Source organism: Herbiconiux daphne, assembly GCF_024979295.1.
GTDB lineage: Bacteria > Actinomycetota > Actinomycetes > Actinomycetales > Microbacteriaceae > Herbiconiux > Herbiconiux daphnes.
In genome coordinates this window covers 452554-468139 of sequence record NZ_JANLCJ010000005.1, presented here as the reverse complement: position 1 = coordinate 468139, position 15586 = coordinate 452554, and the positions used below count along the sequence as shown (strand labels likewise).

Sequence of the window (15586 nt, the reverse complement as noted above, 5' to 3'; positions counted from 1 at the left end):
GAGCTGTAGCGCGGGCGGGCCGGTTGTCGCGGGCTCTCCACACCCGGCCCAGGCAGTTTCTCGCGCAATGCTGATACCGGAGTCACGCGGGGCGTCAGCGCTGGGCGGCCCGGTCGAGGTGGGCGCGCAGCGCGTCGGCGATCTCGCCGGCCGCCACCACTTGGGCCGGGGTGAGCGCGTCGACGAAGAGTTCCCGGATGGCCCGCAGATGCGGCGCCGACGCTCCCCGAAATGCGTCGCGGCCCGCCGCGGTCGGCGTGATCTCGGCGCCCCGGTTGTCAGTGAGGCATTCCACGCGCTCAATGAGTCCCCGCCGCTCCATGCGGCCGATGTGGTGCGACAGCCGACTGCGCTCCCACCCGATGTGATCGGCCAACTCCGACGACCTCAGTCTCGACTTCTCCGCCTCGCTCAGCGCGAGCAGCACCGCGTAGTCACCGGCCGACAGCCCGGATTCCGCCTGCAGGCGCGACCCGAGCACCGACCTCAACTCGTCCGACGTCTCGATGAAGCTGCGCCACGCCCGCAACTCATCCACCGTCGGAGTGCGGCGACCGGATGCCGCGGAGTCTGCCTTCGCCATCTCTCGAGTCTAATTGACACATCAACCACCGGGTCCCTGGCGGGACGGGCGCGAGATCATCTAAAAGTCAGTGCGCGAGGTACTTCTGGAGATCTCGCTCGACCTGGGCCGAGATGGAGTTCGTGCCGCCCAGCACGACGATGTGGTTCGGGTGCAGACGCGTCAGCTCCGCGTCGATGGGGCCGGGGATCGAATTCTTCGACACCAGCAGCACCGGAGCAAAGCGCGAGATGGCGGCCGGCGAACCGGAGAGCGCGTCGGGGAACACCTCACCCGAGGCGACGTAGACCACATGGGACTGCGGCGGAGTGAATTCCGACGACGAGACGGCTGCCGAGACTGCATAACGATCAGCGCCCGCGGCCCGCAGAACGGTGGGGCTGATGCCGCGCAGGGTGGTCAGCACGTCATCGGAGACGGAGTTCGCTCCGCCCACGACGATGATGGCGGACGGCGCGAGTCTCGTGAGCTCTGCGCGGATCGCGGCCGGCACGACGCCCTTCTGCACGAGCAGCACCGGCGCATCGACGGCACCGGCGACTGCGGACGCCGAGAGTGCGTCAGGGAAGACCTCCCCTGAGGCGACATAGGCTACTCGCGCTCGCGGCCCTGGCGGGAACACGCTCGCCGAGACCGCCGCCGACACGTCGTAGCGATCGGCACCAGCGATTCGCCTCACGTCTGGCGCGAAGTCATGAAGAGCCGCTTCGACTGCGGAGCTCGCGGTGTTCACACCTCCGAGCAGCACGATCTTCTTCGCTGCGAGCCGAGTCAGCTCTGCCCGCACCGCGTCGGAGACCGTGTCTTTGCTCACCAGGAGCACCGGACCTTTGCTTACGCCCGCCGCCGCACCGGCAGAGAGCGCGTCGGGGAAGACCGCACCAGATGCGACGAACACCGTGTCGACTCCCGGGGCGAAACGCGAGGCGGAGACAGCCGCCGACTGCGCGAACCGGTCGGCCGCACCGATGCGATCGATCGTACTGTGCACGGTGAGCGACACGGTAGCGGTGTTGGACAGGCATCCGGCACCGAACGTGATGCAGTAGGTGAAGCTGTCCGATCCACCGAACCAGACGTTCGGGGTGTAGGTGAACGCACCGGAGTTGTCGGGCACCATCAATGTTCCGTGAGCCGGTTGGGTGACGATGAAGACCCCGGCGCCCGGGAAACCGACCTCGCTGTCGTTCGCGAGAACCCCGGCACCCGCAGGCGGGCTGAACGATGTCTCCGCCGTGACGCCGTAGGCGTCGTCGACCACCATGGGCGCGGCGTTCGCTGCACCGGGCGCGAGCAGCACCGTGCCGCCGACAGCCAGGGCCGCGACGATGGCCGCAACACGCGAGCCCCGCCATCGGGGCGAGGACGACGAGGATGAAGACGAGAACGACCAAGATTCAGGGCGACGGCGACGGCGACGGCGACGGGTCTGCGAGAGCTGCATCCCACGAGGATACCGCGTTAATGAGTTTTAATCACTAACCACGACGCGCTCATGAGAAATCCCGATAGCCCGCGTGATACGCATCCCCCAGCAGACTGTAGGAACCCGTGATGTAGTCGTGATGCGGCTGGGCGACGAGCGCCTCCCAGAGGTCTGACGGCTCGAGCGGCGCACGCCCCTCCTCGGCGTGGTCTCCGCCGAGCGAATATGCGGCCGCGAGGTCGGTCTCCGAGAGTTCGAGCATCATTGCTTCCTGAACCCACAATAGAACCGCCGACCCGCGACGAGAAGTCACTCCGCCGACGTGGGCGCCCCCGCGATGCTCGACCGCCCGTGGAAGATCGTCAGTTCGTCGGGCCGGAACTCAGTGACGTCGTCGACCCCGTCGAGGATGACGCTCACGTAGCCGTCGGCGGCAGGCCCGACGAGCACGCCCTGACGACCGGTCGCGGTCACCTCGAGGCGCGGATGCTTCTCATGCCGGGTCACGTTGAGCAACGCTGGCACGGTCGGGCCCCCGCCGCAACGGAGCCAGGTGACATCGCAGGCTCCGAAGAGGAAGATGTGCACCACCCGATGGAGGGCAGGTGCCATGAAGAAGTGGGCTGTGGTCGTCATCCTGGGCGCCGCCCAGTTCGTGATGGTGCTCGACGGCACCGTGATGAACGTCTCCATCTCGACCGTGGTCGACGACCTCGGCACCACCGTCTCGGCCATGCAGGCCGCCATCACCTTCTACACCCTCACCATGGCGGCGGTGATGCTGCTCGGCGCGAAGCTCGGCGACATTTGGGGTCGGCGCCGGGCCTTCGTCGTGGGATCGTGCGTCTACGCGGCCGGGTCGCTCATCACCGCGCTCAGCCCGAGCATCCAGGTGCTCTTCCTCGGCTGGTCGATCATCGAAGGTCTGGGCGCGGTGCTCGTCATCCCCGCCATCGCCGCGCTCGTCGCCGACAACTACAAGGGCAGCGCGCGCATCACGGCCTACGCCATCATCGGCGCCGTCTCGGGCGCAGCCGTGGCCGCCGGCCCGCTCATCGGCGGCTTCGTGACCACCTACTTCAGCTGGCGCTATGTCTTCGTGGCCGAGGTGGTGATCATGGCGGCCGTGGTGATCTTCTCGCGGCGGGTCACGGATGCCACCTCCCGCCAGCGCGTGCGCATCGACGTGCCGAGCGTGCTGCTGTCGGCCCTCGGGCTCGTGTTCGTCGTGTTCGGAATGCTGCAGAGCAAGACCTGGGGCTGGATCCGCCCGCTCGCGTCGCCCGAGATCGGCGGCGTCGAGATCGCACCCCTCGGCATCTCGCTCACCGCCTGGCTCATGCTGGCCGGCGCAGTCCTTCTCTACGCCTTCGTGCGCCGGCAGGCGTCGCTCGAACGCCGCGGCCACGCGCCGCTCGTGCACATCGGCATGTTCTCGATTAGGCAGCTGCGCAGCGGCCTCTCGGTGCTCGGCGCGCAATACGCCGTCACCGCCGGCCTGTTCTTCATGGTGCCCGTCTACCTGCAGATGACCCTGGGGCTCGACGCGCTCGAGACCGGCATCAAGATCTTTCCGCTCTCGGTGTCGCTCATCCTGTTCTCGATCGTCGGCACGCGGCTCTCGAGACTCTGGTCGCCCCGCCGCATCGTGCGGGTCGGCCAGCTCGTGCTGGTGTTCAGCGCGGTGCTGCTGCTCGGCGCCGCGACGGCCGACCTCAGGAGCTGGCTGTTCGCCGCCGGCATGTTCCTCGCCGGCGCTGCACTCGGACTGCTCGCGTCTCAGCTCGGCAACGTCAACATGTCAGCGGTCACCGAGAAGCAGACCAGCGAGGTCGGCGGGCTGCAGGGCGTGTTCCAGAATCTCGGATCGTCGCTCGGCACCGCCCTCATCGGGTCGGTGCTCATCGGCGCCCTCGCGACCTCCTTCGCGGGAGGCGTGGCCGCGAGCGATCTGCCGGCCGATGCCCGCGCCCTCGTCACCGAGGCCACCGAGGGCGGCGTCACCATCGTGCCCGCGGCCACGGTGGCCGAGCTCGGGCAGGAATCGGGCCTGGATGCCGCCGAGGCCACGACGCTCGCCACGATCTACCGCGATTCGCAACTGTCGTCGCTGCGGATCGCGTTCTTCGCCCTCATCGTCATCTCGGTCGTGGCCCTGCTGTTCTCCCGCGGCATCCCGGGCGAGAAGCCCGTCGCCGTGCGCCCGGGAGCACCCGCCCGCGGCCGCCTGGACGACCCGTCGGCCGACAGTCCGCGATCAGGCGAGGCCGGATCGCCGCGAGGAGCGTAGGCTCGCAACCGCCCGACCTGGGCCAGAGGAAAGGCGGCGCATGGCCTTTCTGCTGACCATCCACGGCGACAGATTCCGCATCGAGCGCGATTCCGACCTCGCGCGGGTGCGCTCCGACATCGAGACCGCGGCCCGCGCCGGGGGTGCGTTCGTCACGATTCCCGATGACGACCGACGCGTCGAGGTGCTCGTGACCGGGAGCACGCCGGTGCGCATCGACTTCTCGACCAGTCGCATCACGGCCTCTCCCCTCGCCGGTTCCTGGTCGGGCGACGGCGACGGCGACGACGGCGGGGACCTGACCGATCTCGACTTCTACGACCTCGAGACATTCGGCCTGAACTGATCGCCGTGTTCCGCGGCGGGGCGTGCGACGGCGTGGTCTACCCGCGGTCGTCGTGAGCGCCGCGCAGCTGCGGGAGCTCGCCTGGGCAGAGACGGCCGACCGGGTCTGACCCGTTCTGCCCGGCGGGCAGGTTTCGGGAGGACGTGCGCCGCATCGCGCCGCCGGCGGCGGCGGGTGCGCGTAGCTCCTCCCGAAACGCGCGGCCGCGCCGGCCGCCGGGCCGGCGGCGCGGCTCAGGCGTCGGCGGCGGTGCCGCCAGCCGGTGCCCTACGGTGGCAGTCATGAGAATCGCACTGCACTCCGTCGTGCGCCCCGGCCTCGAGCAGGGCTACGACAGCACCCACGCCACCATTCCGCCCGACCTCGTGGAGTCGTTCGGCCGGGTGGGCATCCACGACTGGTCGATCTGGCGCAGCGGCGATCAGCTGTTCCATCTGGTCGAGTGCGACGACTTCGAGGCGGCACTCGCGGCGCTCGACGACGACCCGGCCAACATCGCGTGGCAGAAGACGATCGGCCCGTTCGTCGACCACTTCGAGACCACCGGCCCCGGCCATGCCGGCATGCCGGTGCCACTCGTCTGGCGGCTGCAGGACCAGCGCGGGAGCTAGCCCCGACCGGCCCTGGCCCCGACCGGCCCTGACGGGTTCAATGGACTCATCATGGTCGAGTGGTTCGGCGCCGGCGACTACGAACTGGCGCGGCAGGTGCTGCAGCGCGGGGTCGCGGCCGTCTACCTGATCGCGTTCCTCTCGACCGCCGCTCAGTTCCCGGCCCTGCTGGGCGAGCGCGGGCTGCTGCCCGTCGCCCGTGCGCTGCGGCCACACGGAGGCCGGCGCCCGCTCTCGGTGTTCCGCTGGCACTACTCCGACCGCCTGCTGCGCGTCGTGGCAGCCGGCGGCGCCGCGATCTCGGCCCTGCTCGTGGCCGGCCTGCCGCAGTTCGGGCCGCCCTGGCTGCCGCTCGTGCTGTTCCTCGCCCTGTGGGGCGCTTACCTATCAGTGGTGAACATCGGCCAGACCTTCTACGGCTTCGGCTGGGAGACGCTCCTGCTCGAGGCCGGCTTCATCGTGGCGTTCCTGGGCTCGAACGAGGTGGCGCCACCCGTCACGGTGCTCTGGTTCATCCGGTGGCTGGTGTTCCGGCTCGAGTTCGGGGCGGGCATGATCAAGATGCGCGGCGACCGGTCGTGGCGCGACCTCACCGCGCTCTACTACCACCACGAGACCCAGCCGATGCCCAATCCGCTGAGCCGCTGGGCGCACCTGCTGCCGAAACCGGTGCACCGGTTCGAGGTTCTCGGCAACCATCTCGCGCAGCTCGTGGTGCCATTCCTTCTGTTCGCACCCCAGCCCGTGGCATCCGTCGCCGCCGCCGTCGTGATCGTGACCCAGCTCTGGCTGGTCGCCACCGGCAACTTCGCCTGGCTCAACGTGCTCACCATCGTGCTCGCCTTCGCCGCGATCGACGACGGAACGGTGCACGCCCTGCTGCCCGCCTGGCCGGCGAACGGCGCGCCGGCCACGGCAGCCGCGCCGCTCTGGTTCGTCGTGGTGGTGCTCGCGGCGACCGCGTTGCTCGTGGCCCTCAGTTGGTGGCCGTTGCGCAACCTGTTCTCGCGGCGTCAGCTCATGAACGCGAGCTTCAACCGCTGGCATCTCGTCAACGCCTACGGCGCGTTCGGCTCGGTCACCACCAGGCGGCGCGAGATCGAGATCGAGGGCACCCTAGCCGAGGTGCCGAGCGACGCGGCATCCTGGCTCGCCTACGGCTTCCACGGCAAACCGGGCGACCCGGCGCGCATCCCGCGCCAGTTCGCGCCCTACCATCTGCGGCTCGACTGGCTGATGTGGTTCCTCGCGCTCGGAATGCGCGACAGCGGGTGGTTCCGGATGCTGCTGCAGCGGCTGCTCGAAGCCGATCGTGCGACACTGCGACTGTTGCGGGTCGATCCGTTCGACGGCGAACGGCCGCGCTGGGTGCGGGCGCGGGTCTTCCACTACCGGTTCGCGACCCGCGCCGAGCGACGCCGCACGGGGCTGTGGTGGATGCGCGAGGAGGAGGGGCTGCTCGTCGCGCCGTTGGGGTTGGAGCGGAATGGGGGTTGGCTCGAAGCAGACCGCGACGAGAACTGACCGGCCAGATCCGACTGCACAGACCTGACCGGCCGGACCCGGCCGGCGAGCGAAAGGAAGACCCATCATGCTCACAGACAAGCCCATCGACGTGGTGCTGCTCGTGACCGACCTCGACCGCGCGAAGCGGTTCTACGGCGAGACGCTGCAGCTCGAGGTGGTCGACGAGAACGAGAAGGTCATCGTGTTCCGATCGGGGCAGACCCGGCTCAAGGCGTCGAAGAGCACGGTGGGCACCAAAGACGAGCAGACCCAGGCCTCGTGGCGGGTCGACGACGTGCGTGCCGAGGTGGAGTGGCTGCGCTCGCGCGGCGTGAACCCCGAGGAGTATGACGACGACGAGGTGACGACGGTCGACGGCGTGGCCGACCAGGGTGACGCCTGGGTCGCCTGGATCACCGACCCCGACGGCAACGTGCTCGGCATCGAGCAGTCGAAGGAGTGACGCCCGGTCAGGGCGCTGACGGCGCGAAATCGGCGTCGACGGAGCCGAACGGGAACGGGAACAGGTAGTTCGCGGTGACGCCGTCCCACTCGGCCACCGGGATGAGGGCGAACCACACCTGACTGATCACGATGCTCGCGATCGCCACCGCGGCCACCACGACGGCTGCGCGGGTCAGGTAGCGCACAGCGCCCTCCTCCGTCGTCGCCCGGCGGAGTGCGACCGAGAGGGCGATCACGACGATGGCCACGAGCGCCACGAAGACGAGCGGGTTCGGCCGCAGCGTCAGCGAGATGCAGCTGTCGGCCACGCACGTCGCGCTGCCGGCCGAGGTGAGCAGGCCGTAGACCACCGCGGCACCCAGCGTGAAGACGATGAGGGCGCGGATGCGGCTCACCACCGTTCGCCCGGGAAGCGCCGATTGCTGCACGGTCGCACTCGTCATCGTCGTCTCCCCTCGTGGTTCTTCCACGCTAACTTCAACAACTGACGATTACCAGGGTCATCCAGGGCATGTTCAGGGCGGAATGGGCGTAGCGTCGGGAGCAGACGGGCGGAGAGGCATCCGTTCGTCGTCGAGCGGAGGGAGCCGCGATGAAGAAGCTCTTCGGTGGCAAGCCCGGGTTCTACGGGTTGATCATGGCGTCGATGGCCGTGCTGATCGTGGGCCAGCTGATGCGCCTGGGCGACGGCGGCGCCGAGCTCAACGTCGTCATCCTGGTGTCGTGCGCGGTGCTGTTCGTGATCGCGGCCGTGGGGCTGGTCTACTCGCTCCGGCTGCGGCGCTCCCGCCCGCGCCCCGACCCGCGCCGCGCCTGAGCTCGCGACGCCGCCCGCCCGCCTGAGCTCGAGGGGCGCCCGCCTAGGAGGCGAGCGGGGTGCCGCCCGTCGTCACGCCGGGGTGGTCGCGCTCGAGCGCCGCGCCCTCCATGTCGACGTTCGGCAGGATGCGGTCGAGCCATCGCGGCAGCCACCAGGCCGACCGGCCCAGGAGGTGCATCAGGGCCGGCATGAGCAGCATCCGCACGACGAACGCGTCGAGCAGCACGCCGAACGCGAGTCCGAAGCCGATCGAGCGGATGATGGTCGACTCCGAGAAGATGAACCCGCCGAACACCGACACCATGATGAGAGCCGCCGCGATCACTACCGAGCGACCGGCCCGGAAGCCCTGCGCCACCGCGAGGCGGGCGGGCGAACCGTGCACGTAGGCCTCCCGCATGCCGGAGGCGAGGAACAACTGGTAGTCCATCGCCAGGCCGAACAGGATGCCGACGAGAATGACCGGCAGGAAGCTCAGGATGGGCCCGGTGCTGTTCAACCCGATGAGGCTCGCACCCCAGCCGAACTGGAACACCGACACGATCAGCCCGTAGGTCGCGAACAGCGACAGCACGAATCCGCCGGTGGCGATCACCGGCACGAGCAGCGACCGGAAGACGACGATCATGATGAGCAGCGACAGGCCCACCACCACGACGAGATAGATCGGCAGCACGTCGCTGAGCGCCTCGGAGATGTCGATGTTGATGGCCGCCTGCCCGGCCACCCCCAGCACGATGTCGTCGTCGACGGGCGGCAGCGCGCGGATGTGCTGCACGAGCTGCTCGGTCGACGCGCTGTTCGGCCCCTCGGCCGGCAGCACCTGGAACGCGATCAGCGTGTTGTCGTCGGAGGTCGCGATCGGCGCCACCGCGACGACGTCGGCCTGGTCGGCGAGCGCCTGGCCGATGTCGACCTGGGTGGCCAGCAGGTCGTCGTCGCTCACGCCGCCCGGAATCGTGGCGGTCACGAGCAGCGGACCGTTGGCGCCCGCGCCGAACTCCTCGTCGACCGTCTGGAACGCCCGGTAGCTGGTGGAGTCGGCCGGCTCGCTCGACCCGTCGGGCAGGCCGAGCCGCATCGACATCGCCGGAATGGCCACCACGAGCAGCGCCACGACGCTGACCAGCACGGTGACGACGGCGCGCAAGGTCGACATGGGCTTCACGGGCTTGTCGCCGGCGTGCCGGTGGCCGATGATCGAGCGGGTCTTGCGGCGCAGAAGGCGCACCCCGACGAGGCTCAGGATGGCGGGGGCCAGCGTGATCGCCACGAGCACGGCCACCGCGACGCACACGGCGCCGACGGTGCCCATCAGCCCGAGGAACGGCACCCCGGTGACGTTGAGCGCGAGCAGCGCCACGATGACGGTCGAGCCGGCGAACACCACGGCCGTGCCCGACGTGCCGGTCGCGAGGCCGATCGATTCGCGGATCGGCACGCCCGCGATCACCTGTTTGCGGTGGCGGTTGACGATGAAGAGCGAGTAGTCGATGCCGACCGCGAGCCCCAGCATCACGCCGAGCACCGGGGTGACCGATGCCATGTCGACGACGCCGGAGAACGACAGCGAGGCCGTCACGCCGACGCCGACTCCCACCAGAGCCGTCACGATCGGCAGGGCGGCGGCGATCAGAGACCCGAGCATGACGATCAGCACGATGGCGGCGAAGATCAAGCCGACGGCCTCGCCGACCCCGAAGATCTCGGGCACGCCCTGGGCGATGTCGGTGCCGAAGTCGACCTGCACGCCGTCGATCGAGGCGTCGGCGAAGTGGGCGATGGTGGCCTGCTTGATCTCTTCCGAGAGTTCCAGCCGCGGGTCGACGAACGAGACGTTGACGATGGCGGTCGAGCCGTCGGCCGACACCACGCCGATGCCGTCGGTGAGCCCGAGGAGGGTGGTGCCCAGGTCGAGCTCGGCGGCGCCCGTCTCGAGGTCGGCGCGGGAGGTGTCGAGGGTGTCCTGCTGCTGCTGGAGGGCCGCCGTCTGCGCGTCGAGCTGCGCCTGCTGGGCGTCGAGGGCGGCGAGCTGCTCCGGCCCCGCGCCCGACGACTCCGCCTGCGCGCGGGCGTCGTCGAGCTGCTGCTGTGCGGCCGCGAGTTGTGTGCGGCCGTCGTCGAGCTGGGTCTGGCCCGAGTCCAGCTGCGCGCGGCCGTCGGCGAGCTGCGTCGAGCTGTCGGCGAGCTTCTGGGCCTGGTCGGCTTGCTGCTGCTGAGCGTCGAAGGGGTCGACCACCGCCGCCACCCCGTCGAGGTCTTCGGCGCTCGTTGCCGCCGCCGAGATCGCCTTCTTCTGCGCCTCGGTGAAGGCCGCGCCATCCGTGGTCTGGTAGACCACCGTGCCCGTGCCGCCCGAAGTGTCGGGCAGCTTCTCGGCGAGTTCGTCGATGACGGCGCCCGACGCGGTGCCGGGGATGTCGAAGCTGTTGCTGAGGGTGCCGCCGAGGGCGAAGAAGGCGCCGACCGCGAGACCGAGCACGACCACCCAGGCCACCACCACGGCCCAGGCCCGGCGGGCAGCGAACGATCCAAGACGATAGAGCAGGCTGGCCACGGGTGTGTTCTCCTTCAGACACGAAGATCATACGCTACGTCTCGTCTAGAGTCTGGCGGTATCCTGAGCGGGTGAATGAGCACCGGGCGAACGAGCACCGCAACGGTCCCGTGCGCAGCGCGGCGGCACGGGACGCCATCCTCGAGGCCACGGCCCGGCTGTTCCAGAGCGAGGGCTACGACCACCTGACGATCGAGGGCATCGCCAAAGAGGCGGGGGTGGGCAAGCAGACGATCTACCGCTGGTGGCCGACCCGCGGCGCGCTCATCGCCGACTGCCTCTCCGACGGCCGCCTCTTCGCGGTCGACTTCGCCGTGCCCGACACCGGCGACCTCGTGGCCGACGTGGAGCAGTGGCTCGACACCGTGATCCCCATCCTCGACGCCCCGGGCGGAGGGGCCCTGCTGCGGTCGCTCGTGGCGGCCGCGGCCGAGGACTCGGCGGTGGGCGACCATCTCAGCGAGAGCCTCGGGGTGGAACGTCACCTCTCTGAGAGGCTCACCGCCGGCATCCGTGACGGCCAGCTGGCCCCGGGCGCACCGGTCGACGAGCTGGGGCACGCGATTCTCGGCACCATCATCGTGCAGGTGCTCAGCCGGCAGGATGACGCCACCGACCGGCTCCGTCAGCTCGTGCGGTTCATGCTGCGGTCGGGCAGCCCCCAGAACGGGCCGCTCAGCCCGACCGACGCGAAGTAGCCGGCCGCCGACGCGGGGTCGCGGCGCTCGTAGGGCGTGTCGAGCCGGCCTTCGTACCACGAGGCGGCGAGGCGCCAGAGCGTGTCGAGCGTCAGGACGTAGCCGCGCTCCGCGCCGGTGCGATCGAGCCAGCGCGACACGCATCGCTCGTCGCAGAACAGCAGCTGGTTCTCGCAGGCGTGGGCGGCGTCGGGCCAGATGTCGTGCGCGGGCACGAGGAAGTGGGCGACCTGGTCACCTCGCGGTGGCGCCTCGCGGCCGACCGTCCAGGCGTGCGCGGTGCCGCATGCCGGGCACGTGGTGGCGACGAGCACCTCGGGGGCGTCGGGCACGAGGTGCGGGATCGCGAACGCGTCCCAGGCGCAACCGCCCCACCACAGCGTCTGCGGCCCCATCACCGAGAAGCCGAACGACCGCGAGGCGAACGGATGCGCCAGCTCGATCTCTCCCCCAGCGAGCACGATGTGCCGGGCCGCGGCGAGCTCGTCGAGCACTCCCTCGAGCGCCGCGTCGTCGATGCCGTAGGCCGCGGGCATCTCGCGCCGGGTGGGAACCCGGCCGGTCTGCGCGAAACCGCGGTAGACGGCGAGGCGGATCCGCTCCGCCTCGGCAGAGATCGCCACCGTCGGGCCGTCAGTCGGTGACGTCGATCACGACCTGGCGCCAGTCGGAGTCGGACTCCACCTGGCGCGACGGCGACAGGTTGGTGCCGAGCCACTTGCCCTCGCGACGGTTGATGTGGGCGATCAGCTCGTCTTCGGCGTGGATGGTCCAGGTCGGCTCGTCGTCTTCGCTGCCGTCGGCACGGATCGTGTGCTGCACGCCATCGCGCCAGAAGGTCGCTTCGCCCTGCTCCGGGATCTCGATGTCATCGATCGTGGGTCGATCATCCTGATTCGTCATGGCCGCACACTATGCCTTGTGCTGTCCTGGGGCAATCACGTGAACCCACTCGCGCGCGAGCCCCGGTTCACGGCAGGATCGGAACACGACGTATGGTCGCCGGTCATCGGCGCACCGATCATCCGAACCTGAGGAGCATCCATGAGCAGCCTTGAATTCGACGCAGCGATCACCGGCGCACGGGAGGCCGCGAGCGCCGCGAGCTTCGACGTGCAGAAGCTCCCGGAGGACTCGGTCGAGCGGCAGGCGCTGCACAACCTCGTCACCGCGATCGACCACCTCATCCAGGCCGTCGACCAGCAGGCCGCCGACACCGACGCGTGACTCGCGGGGCCGCCGAGAGCAGCCGACGAGTGCGGCCTAGATGGCGCCGCCGGTGACCGCACTGGGCTTGGCCCGGCCGTAGAGTTCGTCGGCGCGCCAGCAATACCACGACAGCACACTGCGGAACGGCCGGTAGGCCTCGCCGATGGCGAGCAACTGCTTCTCGGTGGGCACCTCGGTCTTCCAGCCCAGGGCATAGCCCTTGCGGATGCCGAGGTCTCCCACCGGCAGCACGTCGGGCCGGCCGAGATGGATCATCGTGAAGATCTCGGCCGTCCACGGCCCGATTCCGCGCACGGTCGTGAGGCGCGCGATCACCTCGTCGTCGCTCTCGGCCGCGATGGAGGCCTCATCGAGGGAGACCGAGCCGTCGAGCGTCTTCGCCGCGAGGTCGAGCACCGAGGCCGTCTTCGCGCCGGACAGGCCTGCGGCCCGCAGGTCTGCCGGGGTGAGACGCGAGAGCCGCTCCGGCGTCACCTCGTCGCCGAGCGCGGCGACCAGCCGGCCGAAGATGGCGCGGGCCGCCGCTCCGGCGAGCTGCTGATAGGTGATCGCGCGCACGAGGGCGGCGAAGTTCGAGTCGGTCTGCTGCGGCAGAACGATCGGGCCGGTCTTGGCCAGCAGGTCGGCGATCACGGGGTCGCGTTCCGCGAGCTCGCGTGTGCCTTCTTCGAACACCGCGGTGTCCGTCACGGATTTTCTCCCATGTCCAAGTGTGCACGGCTCGTGGCACGCAAAAGCAACCCGTAGCCGCATCCGCGGTTTCGAACCACACTGAGATGGTGACTTCTTCCCCCACCACCCGTTCGCTCCCCTACCCGCTCGGCTTCTCGTTCATCGACGGCCGCGCCAACTACGCCCTCTACTCCGAGACCGCCGACGACGTCTACGTCTGCACCTTCGACGAAGACGGCACCGAGACGAGAGTGCACCTCGACGAGCGCACCGGCCACGTTTTTCACGGCTTCGTCGACGGCGCGGGCGTCGGCACCCGCTACGGTCTGCGGGTCGAAGGGCCGTGGGATCCGGCGCACGGCCTGCAGCACAACGTCAACAAGCTGCTGCTCGACCCCCACGCCACCGCCGTGCAGGGCGGCTACGACTGGGGTCAGGCGGTGTTCGGCCACGACCTGAACCACCCCGAGGAGCGCGACGACACCGACTCCGCCGCGTCGACCCCGCGCTGCGTGATCACCGACGACTCGTTCGACTGGGGCGACGACCGCGCACCGCGCACGCTGCTGTCGGAGTCGATCATCTACGAGGTGCACGTCAAGGGCTTCACGATGCTGCACCCTGACATCCCCGATGAGATCAGGGGCACGTATGCCGCCCTCGGGCATCCGGCGGCCATCAAGCACCTGACCGATCTCGGCGTGACCGCGGTCGAGCTGCTGCCGGTGCAGCAGTTCGTGCAGGACAGCCATCTCGAGGAGAAGGGGCTGCGCAACTACTGGGGATACAACTCCATCGGCTTCTTCGCCCCGCACAACGAATACGCGGCGAGCGACGACGGGTCGCAGGTGGCCGAGTTCAAGCAGATGGTCAAGGCGCTGCACGCCGCCGGGCTCGACGTCATCCTCGACGTGGTCTACAACCACACCGCCGAGGGAAACGACCTGGGGCCGACGCTGAGCTTCAAGGGCATCGACAACGCCTCCTACTACCGCCTGGTCGAGGGCGACGAGCAGCACTACTTCGACACCACCGGCACCGGCAACAGCCTCAACGTCGGCCACCCGGCGGCACTCGGCCTGATCATGGACTCCCTGCGCTACTGGGTGACCGAGATGCACATCGACGGATTCCGCTTCGACCTCGCCACCACCCTCACCCGTCAGGGCGGCGACGCCGAACTGCACAGCGCCTTCCTCACCCTCATCCAGCAGGATCCGGTGCTGGCCCCGGTGAAGATGATCGCCGAGCCGTGGGACACCGCCGGCTACCAGCTGGGCGGCTTCCCGGCCGACTGGTCGGAGTGGAACGGAAAGTTCCGCGACGACGTGCGCGACTACTGGAACGGCACCGACTCGGTGCTCGGCACGGTGTCGCAGCGCATCCTGGGCTCGCCCGACGTCTATGAGGCCGACCGCCGCTCGCCGCTGTCGAGCGTGAACTTCGTCACCGCCCACGACGGCTTCACCCTCGCCGACCTCACGGCCTACAACGAGAAGCACAACGCTGCGAACGGCGAGGACAACAACGACGGCGAGAGCGACAACCGCTCGTCGAACGGCGGCGCCGAGGGCCCGACCGACGACGAGGCGGTGAACGCCCGGCGCGATCGCAAGCGCCGCAACCTGCTGGCGACCCTGCTGCTCTCGGCCGGCGTGCCGATGGTGCTCGGCGGCGACGAACTCGGCCGCACCCAGGGCGGCAACAACAACGCCTACTGCCAGGACAACGAGGTGTCGTGGTTCGACTGGAAGCACGTCGATCTCGAGCTGCTCGAGTTCACCCGGTCGCTCATCGCGCTGCGCCGCGAGAACCTCGCGTTGCATCCCGCCTGGTTCCGACAGGCGCCGGATGTCGGCGGTCAGGACACCGTGCGGGTGCTGCGCTCCGACAACCGCGAGTTCACCGACGAGGACTGGGACAACCCGGATGCCCGTTCGATCACGTTCGTCTTCGAGCACGAGGGCGCCGACTCGTTCGCCCTGCTGCTGAACGCCGCCGAGAACGGCGTGGAGTTCGCGCTGCCCGACGCGCCCGGCAGCGACTGGGAGCTCGCCATCTCGAGCGACCCCGAACAGCAGGTCGACGGCACGGGCACGACCCTCATCGTGCGCGACGGCTCGATGACGCTGCTGAGGTCACGATGACGAGCGACGACGACAAGGCCCGACTCGGCGAGCGGCTCTACGGCCATCACGATCCGCACGACCCCGACGGCCTGCTGACCCTCGACGACGTCGCCGACGAGAAGGTCGTCGAGCCGGATGTCGCGAGCGACGACTACCCCGCGATGCCGGGCCGCCACAAGTCGACGCCGCACCAACGCGACAACGGTCCGATCTGAGCTGATCTGAGCGGTCGGTTCGCTCCGGGTCACTCGGC

At 69.4% G+C, this 15586-nt stretch carries 20 protein-coding genes; 10 read left to right on the top strand and 10 right to left on the bottom strand.

Annotated elements, in window-relative coordinates:
• Positions 1-94: 94 nt before the first annotated feature.
• The 4 genes from N1032_RS15975 to N1032_RS15960 all read right to left on the bottom strand — a co-directional run bounded on the left by N1032_RS15975 (position 95) and on the right by N1032_RS15960 (position 2645).
• Complete coding sequence (locus N1032_RS15975; RefSeq protein WP_259540157.1) at positions 95-583, bottom strand: MarR family winged helix-turn-helix transcriptional regulator; 489 nt, start codon at positions 581-583, stop codon at positions 95-97.
• 67 nt (positions 584-650) lie between these two features.
• Positions 651-2027 (bottom strand): cell wall-binding repeat-containing protein, encoded by a 1377-nt coding sequence (locus N1032_RS15970; protein ID WP_259540156.1) that lies wholly within the window; start codon positions 2025-2027, stop codon positions 651-653.
• A 49-nt stretch (positions 2028-2076) separates the two neighbouring features.
• Complete coding sequence (locus N1032_RS15965) at positions 2077-2274, bottom strand: hypothetical protein (RefSeq protein ID WP_259540155.1); 198 nt, start codon at positions 2272-2274, stop codon at positions 2077-2079.
• A gap of 44 nt (positions 2275-2318) precedes the next feature.
• Positions 2319-2645 carry a hypothetical protein gene (locus tag N1032_RS15960; RefSeq protein ID WP_259540153.1) on the bottom strand — a complete coding sequence of 109 codons (327 nt, stop codon included), beginning with the start codon at positions 2643-2645 and terminating at the stop codon, positions 2319-2321.
• Here N1032_RS15960 and N1032_RS15955 point away from each other — a divergent pair.
• Positions 2620-4299 carry an MFS transporter gene (locus N1032_RS15955; RefSeq protein ID WP_259540152.1) on the top strand — a complete coding sequence of 560 codons (1680 nt, stop codon included), beginning with the start codon at positions 2620-2622 and terminating at the stop codon, positions 4297-4299. The two genes, N1032_RS15960 and N1032_RS15955, sit on opposite strands and share 26 nt — an antisense overlap.
• Before the next feature lie 40 nt (positions 4300-4339).
• A complete protein-coding gene (locus N1032_RS15950; protein WP_259540150.1) occupies positions 4340-4645 on the top strand; it encodes a hypothetical protein in 306 nt (101 codons plus the stop codon).
• A 37-nt stretch (positions 4646-4682) separates the two neighbouring features.
• On the opposite strand, the gene N1032_RS15945 is transcribed toward N1032_RS15950, so the two are convergent.
• On the bottom strand, positions 4683-4928 hold the full coding sequence (locus tag N1032_RS15945) for a hypothetical protein (protein WP_259540149.1): 246 nt from the start codon (positions 4926-4928) through the stop codon (positions 4683-4685).
• On the opposite strand from N1032_RS15945, the gene N1032_RS15940 reads away from it, so the two are divergent.
• From N1032_RS15940 to N1032_RS15930, 3 genes are all read left to right on the top strand, one after another.
• Entirely contained in the window at positions 4927-5256 is a 330-nt protein-coding gene (locus N1032_RS15940; protein WP_259540147.1) for an L-rhamnose mutarotase, read from the top strand. The two genes, N1032_RS15945 and N1032_RS15940, sit on opposite strands and share 2 nt — an antisense overlap.
• A 51-nt stretch (positions 5257-5307) precedes the next feature.
• On the top strand, positions 5308-6780 hold the full coding sequence (locus tag N1032_RS15935) for a lipase maturation factor family protein (protein WP_259540146.1): 1473 nt from the start codon (positions 5308-5310) through the stop codon (positions 6778-6780).
• 67 nt (positions 6781-6847) lie between these two features.
• Complete coding sequence (locus tag N1032_RS15930; RefSeq protein WP_259540145.1) at positions 6848-7225, top strand: VOC family protein; 378 nt, start codon at positions 6848-6850, stop codon at positions 7223-7225.
• A 7-nt stretch (positions 7226-7232) separates the two neighbouring features.
• Here N1032_RS15930 and N1032_RS15925 read toward each other — a convergent pair whose 3' ends face one another.
• Positions 7233-7670 (bottom strand): hypothetical protein, encoded by a 438-nt coding sequence (locus N1032_RS15925; RefSeq protein ID WP_259540144.1) that lies wholly within the window; start codon positions 7668-7670, stop codon positions 7233-7235.
• 149 nt (positions 7671-7819) lie between these two features.
• Here N1032_RS15925 and N1032_RS15920 point away from each other — a divergent pair, with 149 nt between their 5' ends.
• Entirely contained in the window at positions 7820-8044 is a 225-nt protein-coding gene (locus N1032_RS15920; RefSeq protein WP_259540143.1) for a hypothetical protein, read from the top strand.
• Positions 8045-8087: 43 nt separating this feature from the next.
• Here N1032_RS15920 and N1032_RS15915 read toward each other — a convergent pair whose 3' ends face one another.
• Positions 8088-10604 (bottom strand): MMPL family transporter, encoded by a 2517-nt coding sequence (locus N1032_RS15915; RefSeq protein WP_259540142.1) that lies wholly within the window; start codon positions 10602-10604, stop codon positions 8088-8090.
• A 71-nt stretch (positions 10605-10675) separates the two neighbouring features.
• On the opposite strand from N1032_RS15915, the gene N1032_RS15910 reads away from it, so the two are divergent.
• Positions 10676-11302: a TetR/AcrR family transcriptional regulator gene (locus N1032_RS15910; protein WP_259540141.1), complete on the top strand. Its 627-nt coding sequence runs from the start codon at positions 10676-10678 to the stop codon at positions 11300-11302.
• Here the strand turns inward: N1032_RS15910 and N1032_RS15905 are convergent.
• Positions 11230-11925, bottom strand: coding sequence for an alkylmercury lyase family protein (locus tag N1032_RS15905; protein WP_259540140.1), 696 nt, complete (start codon positions 11923-11925; stop codon positions 11230-11232). The two genes, N1032_RS15910 and N1032_RS15905, sit on opposite strands and share 73 nt — an antisense overlap.
• Positions 11926-11935: 10 nt before the next feature.
• The gene (locus tag N1032_RS15900; protein ID WP_259540139.1) at positions 11936-12205 is read right to left on the bottom strand and encodes a hypothetical protein; all 270 of its coding nucleotides are present in this window, start codon (positions 12203-12205) and stop codon (positions 11936-11938) included.
• A 141-nt stretch (positions 12206-12346) separates the two neighbouring features.
• Between N1032_RS15900 and N1032_RS15895 the strand changes: the two genes are divergently transcribed.
• Positions 12347-12529: a hypothetical protein gene (locus tag N1032_RS15895; RefSeq protein WP_259540138.1), complete on the top strand. Its 183-nt coding sequence runs from the start codon at positions 12347-12349 to the stop codon at positions 12527-12529.
• Positions 12530-12565: 36 nt separating this feature from the next.
• Here the strand turns inward: N1032_RS15895 and N1032_RS15890 are convergent, their stop codons facing one another.
• On the bottom strand, positions 12566-13222 hold the full coding sequence (locus N1032_RS15890; protein ID WP_259540137.1) for a DNA-3-methyladenine glycosylase family protein: 657 nt from the start codon (positions 13220-13222) through the stop codon (positions 12566-12568).
• Positions 13223-13311: 89 nt separating this feature from the next.
• Here N1032_RS15890 and glgX point away from each other — a divergent pair, with 89 nt between their 5' ends.
• Together glgX and N1032_RS15880 are read left to right on the top strand one after the other, a co-directional pair.
• A complete protein-coding gene (gene glgX / locus N1032_RS15885; protein WP_259540136.1) occupies positions 13312-15351 on the top strand; it encodes a glycogen debranching protein GlgX in 2040 nt (679 codons plus the stop codon).
• Positions 15348-15548, top strand: a complete 201-nt coding sequence (locus N1032_RS15880) for a hypothetical protein (protein ID WP_259540134.1) — start codon at positions 15348-15350, stop codon at positions 15546-15548. Before glgX ends, N1032_RS15880 begins: the two co-directional genes overlap by 4 nt.
• Positions 15549-15586: the final 38 nt, after the last annotated feature.